Genomic DNA, 21,925 nt, shown 5'->3' with positions numbered 1-21,925 from the left:
GGCACGACGAATCAAGCCGGTCTGCCGGAACAGTCGGCTCTGAGGGAAGGTGCCGGACGTCCACGCGCGTGGTTAGCGCAGGCCCCGGGGAAGGACGGCTTAGAGGTAGGCGTGCTCGCCGCGGGTCGGTGCCGCCTTCAGGCGGGTAATGCAGTCGTCGTAGGCGCGGGTCGCGCTCACGATCTGCGGGATGTTCGCGCAGATGGTCCAGTACGCGACTCGCGCGGCCAGCACACCCGGCCGCGCCGAGCCCAGATCGAAAGCCGCCCCAGCGATCCGGTCGAAATCAGCGCACAGACGCAACTCGGTCGGGTTGGTATCCACAGGCCCCTCGGCCTGGTCCCAGTTGACCGCGGCCGGCGGAGCACCGAGCCGCTGGTTGTCCTCGCGGCGCTCCCGATACAGCAACGCCATCCCGCACACTATGACCAGAGCCGGATGATCGCCCACAGTCACGAGCTTGCCGCGCAACGCATCCGACACCGCGCCGATCACCGCCAGCGAGTCCGGCCAGGCCCGCCCAGTGCGGATGCCGGTCATATCGTCCCCACCCGCGTCGACACGGGCACCGACTCGATCCCTGCCACAACCCCGCTCGCGGAAGACAAAGGCGCGTACGGGATTTCGTGGCGGCTACCGTTCTCCTCCCGGGACCGGACCAGTCGGCGCACACAGGTGAAGGGATGACCTGCGTGCAGTGACCGCAGCAGATGCGCTTGCGCGGTGGTGATCTCCGAATCCGGCGGTGTTGCGCAGTCGCCCAACGCCATCCGATCGCGTTCGCTGGCGGGCATATACGACAGCGACTTCGTCATGCACATTCGAAACCTCCCATGTCTCGGGCACCAGCTATCGCCGCGCTATACAGAGCGGCCCCGCAAGGGGTACGGTGCCGCCCCGCACAGCTCGGTGCGCTGAGGTGAATAGCGTTCGCGATGCGGCGAAATAACCAGTGCCGGAACCATTTTCGGCAGACCACGCAACACCACGCAAGAGGTTGCGTGTCCCGTATCACTTGTCCAGTTCACTGGAACACAGGTCAGCGCGAAAAAACAATCCCGTTCAGCGCGACCGTCTCCGACCGGTCGGGGGCCTGGCGCAGCGGCACCACACATGGCACAACGAGAAGATCGGGACGGGTGAGTGCGCGCCGTGGGGCGAAGGGTGGGTTGCCGCAGCGGCTATTTCACCGCAAGAACTCGGCGTTTCACCGGAGCTTACTGTGCGGCTGTGGTCCACGGGAACACACCAGGCAACACGGCAGCGACCGAGTGGATCCGACTGGCGGGTGTCACGCCAGGGTGTTTACATGCCGTGCCAGGGTTCGTTGGCCATGGCCGGGTTGCGGAGCATACCCAGGCGACGGTGGAGTTCGCGGGCGGCGGCACGATCATCACCGGCGGCGCGGCGGATGTAGCCGGTCAGAGTGTGCAGATCACGCATCGCGATCAGCACGCTGAACACGGGCCTGCTGCGGAACTCCTCGAGGTCGAGACCGTACTCGCGGAAGAACTGCGCCAAATCCTCTGCGGGGGCGCCGAATCGAAAGTGGTCGTGGCAGCTCGGGATCAAATCCAGCTCGCGCGGGCCGATACTGGCCTCGTCCCAATCGCCTAGCACAACCCGATCACCGTCCCACAAGCAGTTGCCCGCATAGAAGTCGCCGTGAATGAACCCCACTCCCAGCGCGAACTCGAGCCCTTCGTACCGGTGGAGCAGTTCGGTGGCACGGTCGGACAGCCAGGTCAGATCATCGGGATCGAGAACCTGGCGCGCGGTCTGCGACGCGAGAATGGTCGTCAGCCCCTCCAACGGCGGGTAGGCGTGCAGTTCCACCGGCACGGGATCCGTCAGGGTGTGTAGCCGGCGCAGGATGGTGCCGAGGTCCCGCATGGGTGGTTCGCCGCGGTCGTGTTGCGGGTAGTAGCGCCACAGCGTGACCGTGGCGTCGTCGATATCGACGACTCGGTCCGTCAGCGGTTCGGTTACCGGGATGTCGTGCTCGGCCAGCCATCGCGTCAGGGTCACACCCGCCGCGAAGCGCAGGCCCTCGTGCTGGTTGCGGCCGATCCGGACCACAGCACTGCTGCGCGGCAGCAGCCACACCGCGTTGCTGTGGGCCCGCAACAACTGCGCATCCCCCGCGTCGAGGCCGACCTGTTCGCATGCGGCAGTGAGGATGTCGTGTGCGGCCACATCGGTCATCGCAGCGCCACGCTCGAGTGCGCAGTGTATCCGCGGATGGTCTCGCGAAGGTCGTGAGCGATGGGTGCCTGGGCATGGCGGTGCTCGCGCAGCGCACCAACAACGGTAGTCATCCCCTCCATGATGCACGTGATCCGCTGCTCGGTGGGAAGTTCCAGGACCGGGGCCAGTATCTCCTGCGCGCCCTCGAATTCGCTGCGGGCGATCCGCGACAGGCTCACCTGCACCCGGGCCAGTGCCTCGTCCCCATACGAACGCTGTTCAGGTGGGCCAGTGGTGTATTCGTCGATAGCGTCCAGGGACCATCGCTCGGCGTCCTGATGATCACCGATCGCCTGGTACGCACAGCCCAGGTAGTAGGCCATCTTCGGGCGCGGGAACGTACAGGCACCGCCGAACACGGTCACTTCGTCGCGTACATCCCGCGCTTGCTCGGCCGCGGCCACCGTGCGAGCCGCAGCCGAACGGGCAAGGCGCGCATCACCGAGACGGCCGGCGCAGCGCGCCTGCAACGCGAACAGCCTGACTCGGTAGTCACCCACCGGCGCCCACCCCGCTGCGTCCTCGATGATGCCCAGCGCGGTGTAGGGCTTGGGAGACCACTCCGCGATCAGCGCTTTCGTGCCGGCCACCCACGCAGCCGCCCCGGTGTGCCCAGCTTCCTTGGCCAGCTGCTCGGCAGCCAGAACATGCCGCATCGCCGCCTCGGAATCACCGGCCACGTCGTCGGTGAGTTCTCCGAGTAGCTGGACTGTGACCGCGCCCAGCAGTGCCAGTTCACGTCGGCGCTGCAGTCGCCGCGCCTGCTCCAATTGCTGGGCGATCTGCGTGCGCACTCGCAGCAGATCGGTCAGCAGTGGCAACGGAGGACGATGCACGTAATCCCGGGCGATCCGGCTCAGATCGCGGGCCAGCGCGTCCTGGCCGATCCCGGCCAGCGGTTCCTCAATCGTCCACCGCACCAGATCGGACGACTCCTGCGCCGCGGTGGTCAGCAGCCGCTGCAATGCCGCAGCGGTCGCCGCGGCCAGCAGAGCCCCATCCGCTTGCAGAGCATCATCGAGTCGAGTGGCCATATCCGTGGTCGGCTCCCGATCACCCGTCTCGACGTAATGCAGGCTCGTCTTCCCATACACCGTCAACGCGCCCAGGGCTCTGATTGAGAGGCCACGCTTTTTTCGCAGGGTACGCATCAGATCGCCGAATGTGTTGTCGCGGTTGCTCATCGGGACCGCCCGACTGCCGCGAGGCAACACACATCGTGCGGTGGCGCCGTCTGTCCGGGCCGCCATCGATTCGCGGGGACCAGTCCCGGCTCGAGGAGATCACAACCGGTCAACAGTGCGGCGATCTCCTCAGATGAGCGCGGCCACAACGTGATTCCTGCTTCCTGGTAGATCTCCACCGCGCGGACGACGGCCTCCGCGTTGCCGACATCGGCGGCGACATGACTTAGCACCAGCAGCGTTCGCCCTGGCAGCTCCGCCATCAGCGGATCAATGATCGCCCTGGGGTCCGCGATGAACTCCAGCACCGAGGACAGAATCAGCGCGACAGGCTCGTGGAGGTTCATCGTCTCCCTGATCCGCCGAACAACCGTGCCGGTGTCGCCCAGATCCGCGCACACCATGTGCGACCGGTCACCGTCGAGGAACACGCGGCCGTGGACCGCTACGTGCGGGTCAGCGTCGATGTACAGGGTCCGCACACCCGGATCCGCACGCAGCGCGACCTCGTGCATATTCGGCCGGTAGGGCAGACCACTACCCAACTCCACGATCTGGCGCACTCCGTGACCCGCCACGAGATTTTCGATCGCACGCAGCGCGAACCGCCGAGCCTCCCGGACCGCTGTGCGGAAGTCCGGGGCATCGGACAAAAGCATCTCCCCAGCACGACGGTCCGGGGGGTAGGTGTCTTTGCCGTGCTCAAGCAGAAAGTCGTGAATCCGGGCGCTGGTTGCCCGGCCCGGATCGAAGTCCATCGTCGCGGACTCCGTGCCGCAGCTCTTCGCAGCCGACACCTGCTCACGTGCGGCAGTGGCGTGCCCAGGACCGTCAACCACCCTGTGCCCCCGACTTTTTCGCCATCGCAGCAACTACGGCCGCCTTCGCAGCAGCTTCGGCTTGAGCCGTGGCCGTGGCGATCACCGCGTCCACGACATCGGTGAATCTGGGAGGCGCACCGCCGGGGTCGGACACCCAAATCCGCGACGGGTGCCCTGGAGTCGGCAACTGGATCTCTCCACCCCGCCACACGGGCACGGCCAAGTATTTGTATTTGTCTGACCTGCCGCGCCAGGCGCGATACTCGTCGTCGGAGGGGGGCGTCACGACGAATACGTATGACCGGATGGCATCGCGAACGGCCACGGTGAACACTGGGATCGGTGGATCCCACGTCTCGGAGATGTCGGCGCCGATGCTCGGGCTGGTCACCACCGCGCAGACTCGTCCAGCGCGTACCGACAGAGCGCCGTGTGCGGTGACCGGTTCGTCAACGCTGGTGCCGAATTGTCGGCGGTAGTTCGAGCGGGCAGCACTGATCGAATCTCCGCCCCTCGCGGTGTCGTCGGATAGGAACACGGCGGTCATCGGCAATCCTCGGTGGTCGTCTCGCTGACGGTCCGGTCACGGGCACGGCAGCGGCAAACTTTGCTATATGGTCAAAGGTCGAAAAGTGTTGTCTAACAAGAACTTCGGTACAGATCCGAGCAAGGTAACGGAAGCCCATGCCATGGTTCGGGTAACCGAAGGTCTTCGCCAACTTCCGTGGTCCGAGACCGCTGCCCCGGGCTTCATTGGTCCACACCGATCCCGTAGGCGCGGGGCGCAACCTCGAGCGCGATCTCGGTCCAGCCAGCTGCCAGCGCCGCCGCATCGGTGAACGCCATGTGCACCATGCCGCTCACCGGCTCACCACTGTGCAACGCCTGATGAGCCGCGGCAGCGGCCGCGGCCATCCGATCGACATAGGCACCGATCGACCCCACCCGCGCCGGACCGCGCACATGCTCCGCCGCCCACGCATCGATCGCAGCGATCAGCCTCGCCCGACGGCGAGCGACCACAGTCCGACGCCGTGGGCACGGCTGCCGGTGCACACGAGCCAACTGGCACGCACACGCCGTGACCGGATGCTCTGTGGCCGCCCCGCCGCTGCCGAACGCCGCACGGAACGCCGCGGTGAGCTCGTGCCAATCCGGCAAGTCGTCACCGCCCCGGGCCAGGGCCGAGGTAGTCATGCCGCCCCCCAGGCCGCGTTTTCCATGCAGCTCAGCATTGGTCCGGGAGAAGAAATGCGGAACTGCAATAACGCTGCAATGCACTGCAATTCCACTGCAATTCGGCAGCGGCCCACTTCTGTCGTGGACCCCCGTGATGACAAACTGGCCGCATGATGGAACTCAACGCCGCACCGGTCACGGTGGACGACTTCGCGCCCTTGGGCCTGGTCGGCTTCGGGCACTTCACCTCGATGCTGGTAGAGAACGCATCGGTCCGCGGCTTGGAAATGCATCTCGATCGATTGGCCCGAGACTGCCGTACTGTGTTCGATGCCGAATTGGATCCCTACCGGGTCCGTGATGCCGTGCGGCACGCGATTCGCGATGTCACCGACGCGGTCGTCGTGCGAGTAACCATCTACGACCCGAAGCTGACGCTGGCGCGGCCGGGAGATCCCGCCAACCCGCAGGTGCTCATCAGTATGCGGGCAGCACCGGCCGGGCCACAGCCGCCGCTGCGCCTGCAATCGGTCGTCTATTCGCGTGATGTTCCCAAGGTCAAGCACATCGGCCTGTTCGGCGCGGAACACCAGCGTGCCCTGGCCCAGCGCGCCGGATACGACGATGTGCTGTTCACCGACAGCGATGGTTCGATCAGCGAAATCGCCACCAGCAATATCGCTTTGATCACCGAGGACGGCCAGCTGGTCTGGCCCCGCGCAGAAGTATTGGCCGGCACCACCATGCGCCTGCTCAACCAGGTCCGCGACGAAGACGTGCTGACCCGGCACATCACCATGGCCGGACTCACGGACTATGTCGGCGCTGTCGCGACCAACGCGGCAACAGGCGTGCGCGCGATAGCGTCCGTCGACGATGTTCACTGGCCCGAACACGAGATGGTCGCCACTCTGCGCGGACAGTACGAATCCATTCAGGCGCAACGGATCTAACCCGCACGCCCCGCCTGGTACTACTAGGCTGATACGCCACCACTCGGGGAAAGGGCACCAGGGGAAATGACCATCAGCCTCGTTCGGCTGTGGACCGGAGCCGAAGTCAAGGCGCTGCGTGAGGCCCGGCGCATGAGTCTGATCGACTTCGCCGGGCATCTGGGCGTGAGCGTGCGCATCGTATCGACGTGGGAAGCCGACGGCGCGGCCATCACACCCCGCCCGGCCAACCAAGAAGCCCTCGACACCTCGCTGTCGCGGCTCACCCCCGCCGAACAGACACGATTCATCCAATCCGTGCCGTCGGATGCCATCGGCGAGGCATCCGACAGCGAGCAGCTGGTGCAGCCCGACCGCATCCGCCACCCCGTCGACGGGCGATCGATGACCTGGATCCCCGGCGGTGTCTTCCTGTCCGGACCGCTGGACCAGCAGGTTTGGCTGCCACCGTTTCATATCGACACCTATCCGGTGACCAACAGCGACTTCAAGATGTTCGTGACCGCGGTCGGATATCCACCGCCCCACCACTGGAACGACGACCAGCCGCCCGCCGACATCGCCGATCACCCCGTCGTGTGGGTGACCCACGACGACGCCACCGCCTACGCGCGCTGGGCCAACAAACTCCTGCCCAGCGCGCAACAGTGGGAGAAAGCCGCACGCGGCACAGCCGGCGCGAAGTGGCCGTGGGGCGACCGAGCCACTGCGGCCAAATGTAACTGCAAGGTGCGCGATCGCGTCGGTGCCACCACACCGGTTGACCGATACAAGTCCGGAGCCAGCCCCTTCGGCGTGTTCGACCTCGCCGGAAACGTCTGGGAATGGCTCTCCACTTCCTCGGCGCCCGGCCGGTACGAACTCAAGGGATCCAGCTTCAACAGCCTGCTCGAGGCAGCCGCCCCGGCAGCCATCAACGACGCCGACCACCTGATGAGCGACGACGACACCGGATTCCGCTGCGTCACAACAGAATCGAGCGGACAGACTCGATAGCCGCCGACGCTCACACCCGTCCGACAACCCGATGATCAGCCATCGCGGCCACGATGCTGCGGTCATGGCAGCCCCACCGGCACGAAATCCGCGACCTTACCCGGCACATTCAGCCGAGGCCAACAGCCCGCGGGCCTGAGCGTCCACACGCTCACGTCCTGCCGGACCGCATCCAGCCAGCCGGCCAAATGCGCGACCGTCGGCACGATCAGCGCGGTAATGCGCGAGGGCTCCAGCGTCGCCAGCAGCAGCCCGAAGTCCGCATCACCGTGTTCGATTCGCAGCCCGCGCAGGTCGAACCCACACTGCCTGGACAGTCCGCGAACTCGTTGGACGTCCAAATCGGTAGCGTCCCTGGACAAGTCACTGCGCACGATCCCGTACGCCCGCACGATCGGCGTCATGCTGGCCTCCCGACGAGCGAGGCCGACCGCATATCCACGGCCTCAGCCAGGGTGATCTCGAGCCTGGTGACCGTGCCGCCGTCGGCGGCACGCGTCTGGCGCACGCCCTCCGGCCCGCAGATCGCATGAGCCGTCGCGCTGATCGGCTCGCCGACATGGTCATGGGTTTCGCTGACCAGAACAACCAACGACTCCGGTCGCCGGATCAGTTGCACCGTCAGCTCATTCGTCCGGCCAGGCACGAGGGTGTCCTCCACCCGTCGGCCGATCAGATCACCCAGCAGATCGGTGACGGCGTCAACCAGATACGCCAGACCAGCCCGGTTGAGGTACATCTGCGAGCTCAGCTTCGCGACCTCGATCGCGAGCCCGAAAGCGCTTATCCGGAATTGGCCGATCTCGGCCCCCTCCCACACCGGCGACGCACGACGCTTCCCCAGTTCCGGAGCGCTGGCGCCGCCGCGCAGAAACACCACATGCACGTCCATCGACGCAAGCCGCTGCAGCACAACATGTCTGGGCTCACCAAGCCCATCCAGGTCATGAGGAGACGGCACAATAATCCAGCCACCGTGAAGCTGATCAAGCTCGGCAAGCAGATCACGCCACCGCACCGGCGGCACTCGCCCGGCGTGGACCACTCCCCGCACGTCGATGCCCTCGGCCTGGGCGTACTCCGTCACTGCGGACACCAGATGCCCACCCGTGTGGCAATCCAGGCCCTCGAGCAGGGCCCACAGCGTCCCGACCGGTGAGGCCGTCTCGAAGTACACATCCCGCAGCGGTCCACCGCCGAAGGACTCCGCCCGCGCCTTGAGCGCCCCGACTATCTCGGTCCGCCGCTGCCCGAGTAGCGGATACCGCAGATAACCGAAGACCGCCGTCTCCGAGGGCACCGACTCCGATTCCGTCGCGCCACCGCCGATATCTCTCATCACCGCCGCCCGAGGGGGAGCAGGTTGCCGGAGGTGTCACCGAAGCGTCGATCGATAGAACTCGTGATGTGCCCACGTGCACCGGGTCTCAAGGCTGTGCGCCACTCGGCCACGATGGCCGCCCCCTGTGGAGTGATCTCCCATCGTCCGTCGCGAGGACCAGTGAAGATCAGATCCCTGACGGCTAGGGGAGCTATTGACCGGCGAATCTTCCCCGTCGACAGGCATGTTGCGGCGCGGATCGGATGCACTGTGAGCATTCCACCGCAGTTCAGCGACCTGAGAACACAAGCTTGAGCGACGGGAAGACGTCCGCCGTTATGCTGCTGCACAACTCGGGTTAGGTGTTCGTTGCCCTGCACCGATAGGCAAGTGAGTTGGGAGAGCCAATCTGCCAGCGCCCGCAGATCACGCTCGGGCAACCAGGGCAGACTCGGCGCCAGCATGTCGACTAGTTGGTCCAGCAATGCTGTTCGCGGCCCTTCGAAGTCTGGAAGTTCGCGTCGACCGGGGTCTTCCGCATGTAACTCAGCCAGCGCATTCGGCAGATGCGCAATCGCGCGGGAAACGAGCCTTCCGGCAGCTTCCAACGACTGGCCCCAGACTGCCTTTGCCAGTTCTGAACGTGTAGGCAGCGCCATGTCCACAGCAACCAGCCCGACCTGGTCCTCAACGGTTGTCGTTGGTGTGTTCCTGTGTTCCATCGCACCAGCCTCTGGTCCTGGGTTGACGTGGTAACCGGAGGCTAGATCACTTAAATTTAGTGCGCTATACGCTCAACGTATATAGCTGCCTTGTACCCCGGCAGCTAGAGTCTTGGGGTGAGTAACCTGACCGGAGAGGTGGTCTGATGAGCTCGACATCCCCCACGGTGGCGCGGCTGGAGCTGGTGTTGCGGATCAAGCAGCGTCGTGAGCACATGGACATGACCGGGGTTCAGATCGCTAACGCTCTCGGGTTCTCCAACACCTACTGGACTCACGTGGAGAAGTACCGCAATGTCTTGACCGAGACGAACATGGAAGCGTTGATGGACCTACTCGAGATCGAGGCCCCCGAAGAGCGCGAGGACCTTCTGTCTCTACGCTCGTCGGCGAGTAAACGAGATCCATGGGCCGACTTCTCAGGACTGTTCGGTGAGGAGACTCGCAGGCTGTTTGGGCTCGAGAGTGGCGCTCAGAGTATCCGCACCTACAGTGCGGCGCTGATTCCCGGATTACTCCAAAGCGAGGAGTACGCCCGTGCCCTGGTCCTCTCGGACTCGGCCCATATCCGGCGCGTCGATGCCGAACGATATGTGGCTGCACGGATGCGCCGACAAGAGCGCCTGTCCGCCGCCGAAAAACCACTCGAGGTGACTGCAATCGTCAGCGAAGCTGCGTTGCGGCAGGAGGTCGGCGGACCACAAGTCCTCAAACGGCAGTTGCAGCACGTCATCGATCTCTGCGCCCGTAGCGAGGGAGCGGTTCAGATCCGGGTGCTGCCGTTCTCGGTGACTGTCGGCGCGATCGTCGGGGCCGCCGCCGCCTTCCATCTCCTGGACTTTCCGGGTGCACGCATTCCAACGATCGGATGGCATGAATCGATCAACTTCGGGTCACTGATCGAGGACGACCAGGCGGTGCAGGACATGAGCATCGCGTTCGGACAAGGGTATGAAAAGGCATTGAACACCGCGGACTCACTGGCCCTGATGGAAAAGTTCGCCGATGACCTATCCTGACTCGGTGATCAATTCGCGTATGCCCGACCCACGTGGCTGGTTTAAATCGTCAGACTCGACCAGCAGCACCCAGTGTGTTGAGGTCTTCCTCGGCGATGACACCGTATATCTGCGTGACAGCAAATACCTCCGCGACCCCGCGAACGACCCTGAGTCTCAACCTATCATCGAGGTTTCCCGCCATCGATGGCCTGCGTTCCTGTCCATGGTCCCCAATGGCCTTCGCGATGATCACCACCTGCCGATCGTCGAGAAGGAGGGCGGCCAGATAACGCTCAGGTCGAATGACGGAACGAGACTGACCTTCACTCCCGGGGAATGGACCGCATTTGAGTCCGGTGTAGAGAGGGGCGAATTCTCAGAATTCGCAGATAACGCCCCGCGGAATTCGAATATAGGCACGGAAGAAGGCCATTGATGCGGCCGATTAACCTGATCATGTGAACCGCTAAGGGAAACCGACATGGGAGCGTCCGAGAATCGCATATCCGAGGACCGATACTGCGAACAGTGCAGCAGCAGACTAAGCCGCTACAATCTGCATCCCGTCTGTAGCACGTGCGCTGCTAACGATGGGTTCACCGAACCCGGCCCGCCCGTCCTACCTCTGTCGTTCTGGCGGACCGATTCGATGCGGGACGCTCTGGCCACTTGGCATATGGGGCAGGTCATCTATGCCTATCGCACGCACCCCTCCCACGCCCAGCCGCTCGCCCAGGAGCGAGTGGCCATCTGGCTGGGACTCACTCAAGCACAGCTGAGCCGAATCGAAAACGGACCGGCACCTGATCGATTCGGGAAACTGATTCGATGGGCTCAAATCCTCCGGATACCGGAAGAGGTCCTGTGGTTCAAGCTGCCGCCGGGGTCGTCCGGTACCGTCGAAGACGTGAATCGCCACGGTTTTCTCCGCGCCGCCGCGATTACCGCCGCCACCGCGACCTCAGACTCGTTGATGGCGTTGCTGTCCCACCTCGATCCAATCTTGATCCCGGCCCGGATCGGAGACACCGAGATCGAGCAAGTCCGTTCCGCCGCACGAACATTCCTGTCGTGGGACAACCGCTACGGTGGCGGGCTGGTCCGGGAGACCGTGGCCGCCCAACTGCGGTATGCGGTCACGCTGCTCGATTCGACGATCGCACCGAGCAAACGTCCAGATCTACTGTCCGCCGTGGGATTTCTCGGCCACACCGCGGGGTTCATGGCCTTCGACGCATACGCACACAACGATGCACAGCGCATGTTCGCACTGGCCAGGATCTGCGCCGAAGCCGGCGATGACTGGCATCTGCGAGCCAAGGTTCTGTCATCGACCGCCCGCCAAGCGATCTGGTGTGGACGCCCCTCCGACGGGCTTGCCGCCACCGAGCAGGCATTCATCCGCGCCGATCGGCTCACTCCGACCGAACGCGCCATGCTCTACACCACACAGGCCAGAGCACTCGCCAAGATGGGGCGGGTGCAGGAGACCGTGACCGCAGTAGGCCGTGCAGATGATGAATTCGCTCACTCCGACCCTGCGGCGGATCCAGTCTGGATGAGATATTACGACCACGCCCAGCACTCTGGCGACACCGGACACGCCCTGTTCGACATCGCCGTCGGTCAAGCAAAATTCGTCACCGACGCCACCGAGCGCCTAGCCGCCGCAGTGGACGGCCACAGGGATGCATTCGTCCGATCCCGCGCCATCTCAGCCACCAAACTCGCAACCCTCGTCATGGCCACCGCGGACCCCGTCGAAGCGGCCACCATCGGCAACAACGCCTTGGCCGACGCCGGTCACCTACGCTCGAGCCGCGCGGTCGATGACCTCCGCGACCTGCGCCGACTAGCAGCAACACACCCAACACAACCAGAAGTCACCGACCTGACCCAGCGCATCGACACACTCCTGACCATCGCATGACAGCTATCGACCCTGATCTCCAATACCGGCCGATCCTGGAACAGGCATGCACGCTGGCAGGTATCGACGCCGCCAATGCCACACCATTACGGTTCAGTGAGAACGCCATCTACAAACTGTCCGGCCCGATCATCGCCCGGGTCGGACGCCCCGGCCAGCACGCGGCCGCAGTTCGCGAAGTCCAAACAGCGCAGTGGCTCGAGAGCTCCGGCCTGTCTGCTGTGCAAACCATCGCGGGGATTGAGCAACCCGTCATCGTGGCGGATCGACCGGTGACATTCTGGCAGGAGCTGCCTGATCATCGGCACGGCACGATACGGCAGGTCGCAATCATGATCCGCGAACTTCATCACCTATCGCCGCCGACATCGTTTCCTCTCGGACACATTGAGCCGTTCGTCCGACTCGACCAGCGAATCGAGAGTGCCGCATCGTTCGACGATATCGACCGAGCCTGGATGCGGAATCATCTGACGCGGCTCCGCGAGCGATGGGAAACACGGACCGAAGGGTTGCCGTGGTGTGTGATCCACGGCGACGCATGGGTGGGCAACGTGGTCTCCACCGACGACGGCCGCACGTTTCTGCTCGACCTCGAACGCACTTCCATCGGCCCACCCGAATGGGACCTCGTGCACGCCGCGCTCAAACATCATTCGTTCGGATGGGGCGACCACAGCGAATACCAAGACTTCTGCGAAACCTACGGCCATGACGTCACAGCATGGTCAGGATTCGAACTCCTACGCGACATCCGCGAGTTCCGCATGACCTGTATGGCAGTACAGAGCTCGCAAACCAACCCAGCCGATCGAGATCAAGCACTTCACAGGTTGTCATGCCTCCAAGGGGAGCATGGTGCACGCCCGTGGGCGGGGTGGCGACCGCTCGCTTGAGCAACACCTATGAGGTCTTCGGACAAGGATCCACACCTTCTTCCGCGCGATCGCGATGATCAGACGCTTGGGTCTGCTGCGGGGGCGGAGACGCATCCAGCTGGCTTGACTGCGACCGGCGGGGGGTAGCGTCCGGTGGCATCGCCGATACGTGACACCGTGCACCTCGGCCACATACCATGCCCCCTCGCCGTCGTACACGTTGTCAAGATGAGCTAAGACCTCCCCACCTGCGACTTCCTATGGAACTAGAACCCGGTGCTCATCTTCATCCTCGCCACTGGCTCAAACCCGGTCTGGTCGAAAGACAACAGCCCGACGTCGCGGTAAGTACCTGAAGTGGTCCCCGCAGTCGAGCCGCCCCGAATACTGAGGGATGTAGGACGGGCGCTCGATGGTGCTACCCTGCCTTCGAAGTTGTAACGTTGACGTGCGCCGACGCCGGATTTGCACGGGGTTTTGGAGGGCGTGGTCAGGTGACGATTCTTTGCTGCCCGAGTTGGTGTGTTGGGCACACCGCATTGCCGGAGGATCCTCTGGATGGGGTGATGCATTACGGTCCGCCGGCGGTTCTGGAATTGAGTCGTAGTGCGCGCCCTGATGTTCCTGATGTGTTGACGGTGCGTCTGGCGGCGTGGTCGGAGACGGCGTCAGATTGCCCCGGACGGACCCATCTCGATGTGTCGATCAGCGGCAAGGACGGTTTCGACCTGAGCCCGCACGAGGCGCGGGAGCTGGCCGCGGTGCTGCAGTCGCAGAGTGTCCAAGCCGAAATCTGAGCGGTGTCGAGGATTGTCACCCCACGTGATGCCGAGCGTATGCCAGGTCAGAGGCCGAGGTCGTCGGCACGCTCGGGTGTGGAGGGAACTGCATCCGGCGGGGCGGGCGGCGGCGATTCTTGGCGGGGTGATGGGGTGCGGTGCTGGTCTTCGGCGGCCAACTGTTCGGCGGACAGGCCGTCGCGTCGGGCTTGCTCGGCTTGGGCGTCGGTGAGTTCGCGTTCGAGGCGGGCGAGTTCGTCTGCGGCGCGCCTGGTTTCGCGGCGTTGACGTTCTCGTTTTTCCGTGGCGGCCAGGTGTGCGGCGGCGAGGTCCGTGGTGCGCTGGTCGGGGTCGGTTGCCTCGTGAATAACGCTGTCCCAACGCTCCGTGGGGCCGGCTGCCAGGGTTGCTCGGCGTTGCGCTTCGGTGTGGGTGGTTCGAGCGGTTGCTGCGGCCGTTTCCAGGGTGCGCTGTGCCTCGAGGGCCTGGGCGAGTGCGGCAGCGGCTGCGTGTCGGGCGCTGCGGCGGCCTGTGGTGGTCTCGGCTCGTAGGTGTTCGGTGTGGTCACGCGCTGTGGCGAGGGCGTTCTCGGCGGCGCGCCGGGCGGGGGCAGCGGCGCGGGCGTCGAGGATGGCTTGGTGGGCTCGCGCGAGGTTGGTGCGGCGGGTATCGAACTGTTCGGTCGCGGTGGGTGCTTTCGGAAATGTGGTGGTGTCAGCGGCGCTGCGGGCGGCCGCGATCCGCGACGGAAGTAGTCGAATGTGTTCGTCCAGCTCGGCGGCGGGGATCCACCGGAACGGGTTGACAGGTGCCTGTTCGGATTCCGGCGCCAGGTCCGGCGGTAGTGGCCGGGTCGCTGTTGGGGTGGCGTCGGTGTTGTCGGGTGTTGCGTGGTGTTGGCGGTCTGCTTCGGGTTCGGCGAGCATGTCGTCGAGGTCGGGATCGAGGGGTTCGGGTGGCACTGTTGTGGGGTCGAGGTCGGTGTGGCGGTGGATCGCTTCGACGCGCCAGGCCAGTGCTGTCGCGATTTCGTCGGGGCGTAGGTGACTCAGATCGCCGGGTTGGTTGCTGGTCAGCAGGTCGAGCGCGGAAGCCAGGAGCGTCTCGGGTACCCAGGTGTCGGGGTCGGCTTCCTCGATGGCCGCGACCAGGTGCGGCCAGGATGGTGACGTCGTGACGTGCTCGGTAGTTTCGGGGCCGAGTAGATTCTGCAGGGATGTGATCCATTCCGGATTCAAGCGTCGTCCTGCTGGTTGGCCGGTGTCGAGGCTGGCGGTTCCGATTCGGTCGTGCAGGCGCCACCATAGTGCGGCGGCGGGCAGTTCATCCGGGAGCGGGGCTTGTGCGGCGGCGTGGCGGAGCAGTGTGGTGACGTTGATACCGGCGCGGTCGGCGAGGTCGAGGCGTTCGGCGAGTACCGGCCAGAACGAGTCGGACACGATGCGGGGGTCGATCTCTTTCGCGGTGGGGGTCCATCGGATCGTGCCGTGGTTGAGATCGCCCAGTATGCGAATAAGGCGTTCGTCGAGGCGACGTTGATAGCGGCGCTCGACGATGCGGTAACGCTGCGGTCCGGTCGGGCGACGGTCGTTACCCGGCACACGCTGGGCGGCCCGCCACACGGCGAGCTCGCCCAGCAGCGGCTGATGCCGGCCCGCGATAGGTCTGGCCCACAGTGGAGCGGTGGCGGTGGTGCAGCTCGAGCAGTCGCGGCCGATGCGGTCGGCGAGTTCGCGGATGCGGGACGCGCGGCCGGTGAGCCCCGGGCCGAATTCGGGATCGTCGCGCAGTGCGTCGGGGATGTCGGGCAGCCACGGGAGTGGTCCGGGCCGGGTGCTGTGACCGCCGGTTTCGTCGAGGCGCCAGTCCAGCACGGCGGCGGGATCCCTGGCGGGGTTGGCGGGGTCGTCCTCAAGCGGGCGGCGCGCGATCGCGGCGGCGAGGTCGGCGACGGGGTCGCGGCCCTCGACGGCGAGGAGCGCCAGATGCTTGCGCAGTGTTGGCCAGGCCGGTGCGTTGGAGAGTCCGGGATACAGGTTCTGCGCGGCGGTGTCGATGGCGGCCATGGTGTCCGGCCCGGCTTTGTGCTCCGCGGCCGTGCCGAGGGCGTAGCTGTAGGCGTCGGCGAGTGGACCGAGTCGGGTGTGGGGGTTGTATGCGTCGCGTTGTCGTGTGGTGGCGGACTTCTGTGCTCCGTCGTGGGCCAGGATGTCGGTGAGGAGGTCGACGGCGGTGGGTGGGGCGGCGGCGGTGTCGGTGAGCAGCGACAGTCCGGTGCCGTCGAGGGTGGACGTCACGTACCAGGTGTTGGCGTGTTTTCCCCGGGTGGCGGCGACGTAGAGCTGGTTGCGGGTGACCGATGGGGTGAACACGGCGTGGCAGGTGTCCGCGGTGATGCCTTGGGCGGTGTCGATGGTCGATGCGTAGCCCAAGGTCGTGTCGGCGGCGAGGTAGTCGGCCGGGAGTCGGACGCGGCGGTGCGAGGCGAGGTGGGAGGCGGTGAGACTGCCGTCGGTGTGGATTTCGGCTATCTGCCACCGGTAGCCGTTGCGGACGTAGTCGTTGCCAGCCAGCGTCAGGCGCGAATCGTTGCGTCGTGTGCAGATGATGTCCCCGGCCGACGCGTGCAATCCGTCGGCGAGTTCTACTTCGTGATCGGGGTCCGGGGCGCCGTCGGCCGCGAGCCGGTCGGCACGGGCGCGCTGGTTGAGCTGTTGCACCAGGTCGTGGGTGGGCGCGAGCATCACGGTGTCCTTGTCTGCGGCGCGGTCGCGGTTCCAGGCGGTGTAGGCCAGGTCGGCGACGGTGGCGGTGTCGCCGCTGTGGACCCGGTGTTTGTCCAGGTAGTACGCGATCGCGGCGGGGTCGCCGTCACGTAGCGCCAGCGACGCGGCGCCTTCGGTGCGGTCGGGAAACCGGATCACGTGCGACAGGGACAGCGCGCCGACGGTTTCGGCGATATCGCGTACGACACCTCCGGCCGCGACGGAGGTCAGCTGTTGGTCGTCCCCGATCCCGCGGACCGTCGCGCCGCGTGCGAGCAGCCAGGCGACGGCGTGGTCGAGGTGCCGGGTGCCGGCTTTGCCGATCTCGTCGATGACGACCAGGGTGCCGGGGCCGATGTCGTGCATCCATTGCGGCACCACAGTTTTCGATCCCCCGTCGGCGAGCACGGCATTCAGGGTGTGGGTGAGTTTGTCGATGGTGTTGACCGGAGCGTGGATGTCATCGCCGAGTACCGCGGCGGCGCTGGCGGTGGGCGCCAGGCCCAGCACGTGGCCGCCCTCGGACCGCCAGGCGTTTGCCAACACTTGCATCGCGGTGGTTTTCCCGGTGCCGGCCGGGGCGATGGCCAGCTGGAATCTGTTGCCCGACAGGGCGAACTCTCGTACCAGGTCGATCTGCCCGGCGGTGAGTTTGCGGTCGTCGGTGTTGGCGGGGTTGTTGTTGATGTCGAACTCGAGCAGCGCGATGTCGACCGTGGTCGGTGACAGGGTGCGCCCGCCGGTCAGTTTCGCGGCGGCGACGAGGCGGTATTCGGCGGCCAGTACCGCGGCGGAGGTGTGCTGGGTGGCGCCTTCGACCGTGAACACCGACGCGCCCGAGCGCCGCCGCAGGAGTTCGGGGTCGTCGAACAGGTCGGGCTCGCGCCGGGGTATCGACCGATCCGGCCCCAACGCGGCTGCCACAACCTTTGTGGTCACCGCGTCCCACTCGTCCGGGGCGACTTGGCCGCGGACGCGTCGCTCGGTTTCGGAGCGCACGTGGGTGGCCTGCCATGTCGCTCGTGACATCGATACCGTGTCGATCACCTCGTCGGCGAGCGTGGCGATCCATTGCGGTGTGATCACTGGTCGCGGTGTCCGGACGGGATGCAAAGCCGCGGCGACCATGGCGGCGATCCCTTCGTCGCCGCCGAGGAGTTCGCGGGCTTCGGCGCGCCACGCGGCGCGCTGCTCGGCCAGGCTGCGGGGTTCGTGTTTGGGGTCGCGGGTTTCCAGGATCGCGCGCTGGGACAGCCGGTAGCTTTCTTCGGCGGTGGGTTCGCGGCCGTATTCGAGCTGGAACAGGGTGGACAACGCACCCAGTCGGGCTACGATCGCCTCATCGCGGCGTGACCAGCGGCGGTTCAGTTGTGGTGCGACACCGATGATTTCGCGGACCGGCCGTTTGCGGGGATCGCAGTCGGGGCGTTCGGCGAATTCCACGCCGAGCGTTGCCTGCAGGTGCATTTCCAGCCGGGTGTTGTAGATCTCGCTCACCGCGACCAGCGCCCGGTACAGCATTCGGCCGTCCAGGGTGCGCCACAAACCATCGGCGGTCATGACCCTGTTGGCGATAACGACGTGTGTGTGCAGGTCGGGGTCTCCAGCGCGGCTGTCCCGGTGATCGAAGGCGGCGACCACGAGCCCTTCCACGTCGACCTGGGCCACGCCGTTGGCGCCGAGTCGAGTTCGGGCGACATGTTTCTCGAGGTGAGCGAGGGCGTCGCGGATGGCGGCGTGATGCGCGTCCTCGATCTTGCGGGCGATCGTGCGCGGCGCGACCGCCCACAGCGTCGACACGCTCTTGACCGGCGAGAACGTGACGTCGAACCCAGCTACCGAGGTGGGAACGTTGCGCGAGTTGCGCGCGACCCACCCCGACAGTTCACGGTCGGTCGAGGGCGAGCGGTCGTATTCCGCGGTGAACATCTCGATCGCGATGGCGGTGCGGATCCGCGCGCGCTCCTCGTCGGCGATCGCCGCCTCCCACGGCAGGCCGCGTGCCTGGTTGTATTCGCCGTACGCGACCGCACACCTCTGGCGGAATTCGCTGTTGGGCTTCGGAATCCGGTACGGCAAGCCGAGTTCGGTGGCCTTCAAAGCGATCCGGGCCGCCACATCCCGGCTCCCTCCCTGCGCCATGTGCTCGGCCAGGACGGCTTTCTGGATCGCGTCGGCGTTGGGGTGGCGCCCCTCGCCGAATAACGCCCTCATCTGAGCCTCGGTCACCGCTGTGCCCGGTGAGATGCCCAGCGCGGCCAGCCCGGAACCCATCCACCGCCCAGGCGACTCCCCGCGTGAGGAGTAGTAGTCGTCCAGCGAGGTTTTCCCCGAGGTGGTGACGTCGTTGCGGGCCACCTGCTTGGTCAGATACGTGTAGCCGGATCCGGCTGCCAGCTTGTGAATCGTCGCCGTCATGACCACACACCCCTGGCCCTCGAGGGAGCACTCCTCGCGGGATCGCGCCCGACACGCTCATACGCCGGTGCCGGCATCAGGGTGCACAGGCTGTAGTCACCAGGGCTGCAACAGCATTCGAACGACGACCGGTCGATCTGGTTCTGCTGCTGCGTCGCACGGATCGACACCGACCTCATGGCCGGTTGAGCCGATCGATCCGGGGAGAGAATTCTGGCGTCTACAGGTCCATGACAGGCGCGAAATATGTTGTGCGTCCAGGCATTTCGCCGCCACTGTCAGTGGCCCCACTCCGAGTGGCGATCACCCGGAGTTTCTCCCCCTTCGGACCTGCGGAGATAGCAATGACCGAACGAAACACAGTGAGGACGTTACGGTTTCGTGACCTGGATGCAAGAGGTATGTGGTGAGAAAAATTGGTGCGGGTGTTGGGTGGGAGATGTGGTGTGCGGGTGCGCGTGGGTGGTCGGTGTGGTGTGGGCTGGTGACGGGTGGGTGTGTGGGTTGGGGGTGTGAGCGGGTGTCGGATGTCGGTCCGGCGGGGCCGACGCGCGCGGGTCCGCCGGACCGGTCGGCCTACGCGGCTGCGGGCTGGGGCTGGGGCTCGTTGGCGGGAACTTCGACGGTGAGCGTGCCGTCTCGGATTTCATCGATGAATCCGTCATTGCGGGCGAGGATATCGGCGTCGGAGGACATTCCGCCTGGTCCTCGCGGGTTCTCCTGGTCCCCTGGGGTCTGGGTGTCGAGCATGGCGGTTGGTGCGGGTTCGGGCGCGGCGGTCTCCTGGGGCGGTAGGTAGTCCTCGGCTACGTGTTCGATGACGGCGCGGGCGCTGGGGCTGCCCAGACGCCAACGGCGGCGCAAGATAGCGCGCGCGGGCTTGGGGTGGCGTATCGCGACGGTGATGCACCACGCGGCTATGTACTCCTCGAGCGTGGTTACCGGGACAGGTCGGCCGTGTGCCATGGTCAGGAATCCGGGACGGCGGCGGGATCGGCATTCCCCGCACAGTCCGTCTTTCTTCTGCTTGTCGCGTTGCGAGCGTTCGCAGAAGCAACACACGCACGGCAACCCGCGTATTTCGTGTGCGGCGAGATAATCGAAATCGTGTTGGTAACCGGCGGGCGGTTCGTCGGGGATCCGGTTCTCGGCGGGCTCGGGGCCGCGTTCGGCAAAGTACGCTCCGGCCTGCGCATCTCCTCGGATACGACGCGCGTCGTCGTCGGCGGATCGTCGGGGCGTCGTGTAGCGCGTCCGGACTGGTGCGTCCGGACGTGCGTCTTCGGTCGTGACTGTATCCGGGCGGTAGGTGCGCGGGTCCTGCGTGGGTGTGCACTGTGCGATCAGTGCCGCGTCGGCGGGGTTCATCCGCGCGAGATTGCCGAGTTTGCGGCGGGCAATGTCGTACGGGTAGAGCTCGAGAATGCGTACACAGTGGGTTATTACCCATCGTTGCTCGTGGCTCACGCGGCCCAGGGCTTCGCCTGCGATCTCTCGTGCGCGCGCCATCTGGCCCGCTCCGACGAGATCGGCGATATGCGTTATCTCTACGACGGTCGGTGTCTGTTCCGCTGGCGCGGATACTGCGACGGACATAGTTTCACACCCTCCGGTTACTGTTTCGGCTCGCATTCCGGGCTTGACCTTCCCGAATTGCTTTGTTCACCCTCGATTCTAGTTCATCACGGGCGAGAATAATTGATATTCGACGTCCGGGATAAATTAATTCAGTGTGAATTTCACAATAGGAGAGGGGGTGAATTCCGGCTTTTCCGGATATTGAGAACCTGGGGTGAGCGGCGTTGTTTTGCCCGTTCGGGGCGCGGCTGCGCCCCTACGGGCAGGCCCCCTGGCCTGCCCGGTAAGCGCCTGCGCGCGGTGCCGCAGAGGCTCCGGGGTCAAGTTTTCGTGGCGGAACGCGCCGGGGCGTGCGCAGGCGAATTTCCCCGCGATCAGCGCTCGACGTGCGCCGGCGGCAGAACGCCGCGCCGGGAAATTCGTGTGCGCCGGGCGCGGGCCGCTACGAAAACTTGAGGCTGGAGGGGCGGCATCGACACAATGCAGGCGCGCCCCGAACGGGCACGACGCCGCAGGCGTCGGACGCGGGCGGCCACGCCCGCGCGCAGCAGCCATGCTGTGACGTGCCTCTGAGCACAGGTAGCGGGGTGAGCTACGCCGCCCTGGCACCGCCGAGCGAATCCTCGGAGCCTATAGGCACGGCTCGGGTGTGACGATATTCGCGGGTGTGCCGATCGGGACCCATTCGGTTTCGCGCAGGCATAGTAGCGGTCGCCGATCGCGACGACGTCGCCGATGGACAGGGATCGGTTGCGTGCCTGGAAATACTGGGTCGCATGCCGATTCGTGCCGATATTGAACCGTTCGAAAACCTGCCGGAGAAGCGACAGATCATCGACAGTGGCAAGGTACGGATTCTCGTCGTAGGCATACACTTCGCGTAGTACGTCGGTCGGCCGGTATCCGTCGACGAGGGCCAGGCGGCGATTCAGCAGAATGCGGATCCTGCGGGGGCCGGACGGCAGGGTCGGGGCAGCGCCAGCGTGGGTTCGCTCGATCATCGACACGAATCGCTGTTCGGCCGCGCGGTAGCGGGAACGGCGGTCGAAACATACCCCCATCGAATCGGCTGGACCGTGACAATAGCAGCAGTGCCAGTCGAAACACTGGGAAACAATTGAGCCGTCCTCGGCGGTGTACCGGATTCGTGTGC

At 65.5% G+C, this 21,925-nt stretch carries 18 protein-coding genes; 7 read left to right on the top strand and 11 right to left on the bottom strand.

What is annotated here, in order from left to right:
• Nucleotides 1–99: 99 nt before the first annotated feature.
• The 7 genes from NM2_RS07340 to NM2_RS07310 all read right to left on the bottom strand — a co-directional run bounded on the left by NM2_RS07340 (nucleotide 100) and on the right by NM2_RS07310 (nucleotide 5,449).
• On the bottom strand, nucleotides 100–540 hold the full coding sequence (locus tag NM2_RS07340) for a hypothetical protein (RefSeq protein WP_067665714.1): 441 nt from the start codon (nucleotides 538–540) through the stop codon (nucleotides 100–102).
• Nucleotides 537–815 (bottom strand): hypothetical protein, encoded by a 279-nt coding sequence (locus tag NM2_RS07335; protein ID WP_157120940.1) that lies wholly within the window; start codon nucleotides 813–815, stop codon nucleotides 537–539. Before NM2_RS07335 ends, NM2_RS07340 begins: the two co-directional genes overlap by 4 nt.
• Nucleotides 816–1,305: 490 nt before the next feature.
• Entirely contained in the window at nucleotides 1,306–2,205 is a 900-nt protein-coding gene (locus NM2_RS07330; protein ID WP_084530561.1) for a phosphotransferase enzyme family protein, read from the bottom strand.
• Entirely contained in the window at nucleotides 2,202–3,431 is a 1,230-nt protein-coding gene (locus tag NM2_RS07325) for a helix-turn-helix domain-containing protein (protein WP_067665708.1), read from the bottom strand. Before NM2_RS07325 ends, NM2_RS07330 begins: the two co-directional genes overlap by 4 nt.
• Nucleotides 3,428–4,189: an SAM-dependent methyltransferase gene (locus NM2_RS07320; RefSeq protein ID WP_067665707.1), complete on the bottom strand. Its 762-nt coding sequence runs from the start codon at nucleotides 4,187–4,189 to the stop codon at nucleotides 3,428–3,430. Before NM2_RS07320 ends, NM2_RS07325 begins: the two co-directional genes overlap by 4 nt.
• Before the next feature lie 73 nt (nucleotides 4,190–4,262).
• On the bottom strand, nucleotides 4,263–4,643 hold the full coding sequence (locus NM2_RS07315) for a hypothetical protein (protein ID WP_157120939.1): 381 nt from the start codon (nucleotides 4,641–4,643) through the stop codon (nucleotides 4,263–4,265).
• 359 nt (nucleotides 4,644–5,002) lie between these two features.
• Nucleotides 5,003–5,449, bottom strand: a complete 447-nt coding sequence (locus NM2_RS07310; RefSeq protein ID WP_067665701.1) for a hypothetical protein — start codon at nucleotides 5,447–5,449, stop codon at nucleotides 5,003–5,005.
• Between the two features lie 152 nt (nucleotides 5,450–5,601).
• Between NM2_RS07310 and NM2_RS07305 the strand changes: the two genes are divergently transcribed.
• Together NM2_RS07305 and NM2_RS07300 are read left to right on the top strand one after the other, a co-directional pair.
• Nucleotides 5,602–6,384 carry an aminotransferase class IV gene (locus NM2_RS07305; RefSeq protein ID WP_067665698.1) on the top strand — a complete coding sequence of 261 codons (783 nt, stop codon included), beginning with the start codon at nucleotides 5,602–5,604 and terminating at the stop codon, nucleotides 6,382–6,384.
• A gap of 66 nt (nucleotides 6,385–6,450) precedes the next feature.
• A complete protein-coding gene (locus tag NM2_RS07300) occupies nucleotides 6,451–7,380 on the top strand; it encodes an SUMF1/EgtB/PvdO family nonheme iron enzyme (RefSeq protein ID WP_067665695.1) in 930 nt (309 codons plus the stop codon).
• Between the two features lie 62 nt (nucleotides 7,381–7,442).
• Here NM2_RS07300 and NM2_RS07295 read toward each other — a convergent pair whose 3' ends face one another.
• Together NM2_RS07295 and NM2_RS07290 are read right to left on the bottom strand one after the other, a co-directional pair.
• Nucleotides 7,443–7,784 carry a hypothetical protein gene (locus NM2_RS07295; RefSeq protein ID WP_067665692.1) on the bottom strand — a complete coding sequence of 114 codons (342 nt, stop codon included), beginning with the start codon at nucleotides 7,782–7,784 and terminating at the stop codon, nucleotides 7,443–7,445.
• Nucleotides 7,781–8,557 (bottom strand): hypothetical protein, encoded by a 777-nt coding sequence (locus NM2_RS07290; protein ID WP_157120938.1) that lies wholly within the window; start codon nucleotides 8,555–8,557, stop codon nucleotides 7,781–7,783. The genes NM2_RS07295 and NM2_RS07290 overlap by 4 nt, the downstream gene beginning before the upstream one ends.
• A 1,012-nt stretch (nucleotides 8,558–9,569) precedes the next feature.
• On the opposite strand from NM2_RS07290, the gene NM2_RS07285 reads away from it, so the two are divergent.
• The 5 genes from NM2_RS07285 to NM2_RS53360 all read left to right on the top strand — a co-directional run bounded on the left by NM2_RS07285 (nucleotide 9,570) and on the right by NM2_RS53360 (nucleotide 14,029).
• A complete protein-coding gene (locus NM2_RS07285; RefSeq protein ID WP_067665686.1) occupies nucleotides 9,570–10,442 on the top strand; it encodes a helix-turn-helix domain-containing protein in 873 nt (290 codons plus the stop codon).
• The gene (locus NM2_RS47250; protein WP_084530559.1) at nucleotides 10,429–10,860 is read left to right on the top strand and encodes a DUF397 domain-containing protein; all 432 of its coding nucleotides are present in this window, start codon (nucleotides 10,429–10,431) and stop codon (nucleotides 10,858–10,860) included. Before NM2_RS07285 ends, NM2_RS47250 begins: the two co-directional genes overlap by 14 nt.
• A gap of 45 nt (nucleotides 10,861–10,905) precedes the next feature.
• A complete protein-coding gene (locus tag NM2_RS07275; RefSeq protein WP_245717883.1) occupies nucleotides 10,906–12,354 on the top strand; it encodes a helix-turn-helix domain-containing protein in 1,449 nt (482 codons plus the stop codon).
• Nucleotides 12,351–13,250 carry a phosphotransferase family protein gene (locus NM2_RS07270; protein WP_067665677.1) on the top strand — a complete coding sequence of 300 codons (900 nt, stop codon included), beginning with the start codon at nucleotides 12,351–12,353 and terminating at the stop codon, nucleotides 13,248–13,250. The genes NM2_RS07275 and NM2_RS07270 overlap by 4 nt, the downstream gene beginning before the upstream one ends.
• 476 nt (nucleotides 13,251–13,726) lie before the next feature.
• Nucleotides 13,727–14,029 carry a DUF6907 domain-containing protein gene (locus NM2_RS53360; protein WP_439956847.1) on the top strand — a complete coding sequence of 101 codons (303 nt, stop codon included), beginning with the start codon at nucleotides 13,727–13,729 and terminating at the stop codon, nucleotides 14,027–14,029.
• Between the two features lie 47 nt (nucleotides 14,030–14,076).
• On the opposite strand, the gene mobF is transcribed toward NM2_RS53360, so the two are convergent.
• Together mobF and NM2_RS07260 are read right to left on the bottom strand one after the other, a co-directional pair.
• Entirely contained in the window at nucleotides 14,077–19,194 is a 5,118-nt protein-coding gene (gene mobF, locus NM2_RS07265; RefSeq protein WP_067665674.1) for a MobF family relaxase, read from the bottom strand.
• A gap of 576 nt (nucleotides 19,195–19,770) precedes the next feature.
• Complete coding sequence (locus NM2_RS07260; protein ID WP_067665672.1) at nucleotides 19,771–20,790, bottom strand: hypothetical protein; 1,020 nt, start codon at nucleotides 20,788–20,790, stop codon at nucleotides 19,771–19,773.
• Nucleotides 20,791–21,925: the final 1,135 nt, after the last annotated feature.

Source organism: Nocardia miyunensis NBRC 108239 (assembly GCF_001613065.1).
GTDB lineage: Bacteria > Actinomycetota > Actinomycetes > Mycobacteriales > Mycobacteriaceae > Nocardia > Nocardia miyunensis.
Note: the sequence above shows the minus strand (reverse complement) of the source record. Positions and strands in the feature narration are given on the sequence as shown.

Coding starts and splice junctions, on each gene's coding strand:
- NM2_RS07340 (WP_067665714.1), bottom strand. CDS start 540: ATGACCGGCATCCGCACTGGGCGGGCCTGGCCGGACTCGCTGGCGGTG.
- NM2_RS07335 (WP_157120940.1), bottom strand. CDS start 815: ATGACGAAGTCGCTGTCGTATATGCCCGCCAGCGAACGCGATCGGATG.
- NM2_RS07330 (WP_084530561.1), bottom strand. CDS start 2,205: ATGACCGATGTGGCCGCACACGACATCCTCACTGCCGCATGCGAACAG.
- NM2_RS07325 (WP_067665708.1), bottom strand. CDS start 3,431: ATGAGCAACCGCGACAACACATTCGGCGATCTGATGCGTACCCTGCGA.
- NM2_RS07320 (WP_067665707.1), bottom strand. CDS start 4,189: ATGGACTTCGATCCGGGCCGGGCAACCAGCGCCCGGATTCACGACTTT.
- NM2_RS07310 (WP_067665701.1), bottom strand. CDS start 5,449: ATGACTACCTCGGCCCTGGCCCGGGGCGGTGACGACTTGCCGGATTGG.
- NM2_RS07305 (WP_067665698.1), top strand. CDS start 5,602: ATGATGGAACTCAACGCCGCACCGGTCACGGTGGACGACTTCGCGCCC.
- NM2_RS07300 (WP_067665695.1), top strand. CDS start 6,451: ATGACCATCAGCCTCGTTCGGCTGTGGACCGGAGCCGAAGTCAAGGCG.
- NM2_RS07295 (WP_067665692.1), bottom strand. CDS start 7,784: ATGACGCCGATCGTGCGGGCGTACGGGATCGTGCGCAGTGACTTGTCC.
- NM2_RS07285 (WP_067665686.1), top strand. CDS start 9,570: ATGAGCTCGACATCCCCCACGGTGGCGCGGCTGGAGCTGGTGTTGCGG.
- NM2_RS47250 (WP_084530559.1), top strand. CDS start 10,429: ATGACCTATCCTGACTCGGTGATCAATTCGCGTATGCCCGACCCACGT.
- NM2_RS07275 (WP_245717883.1), top strand. CDS start 10,906: ATGGGAGCGTCCGAGAATCGCATATCCGAGGACCGATACTGCGAACAG.
- NM2_RS07270 (WP_067665677.1), top strand. CDS start 12,351: ATGACAGCTATCGACCCTGATCTCCAATACCGGCCGATCCTGGAACAG.
- mobF (WP_067665674.1), bottom strand. CDS start 19,194: ATGACGGCGACGATTCACAAGCTGGCAGCCGGATCCGGCTACACGTAT.
- NM2_RS07260 (WP_067665672.1), bottom strand. CDS start 20,790: ATGTCCGTCGCAGTATCCGCGCCAGCGGAACAGACACCGACCGTCGTA.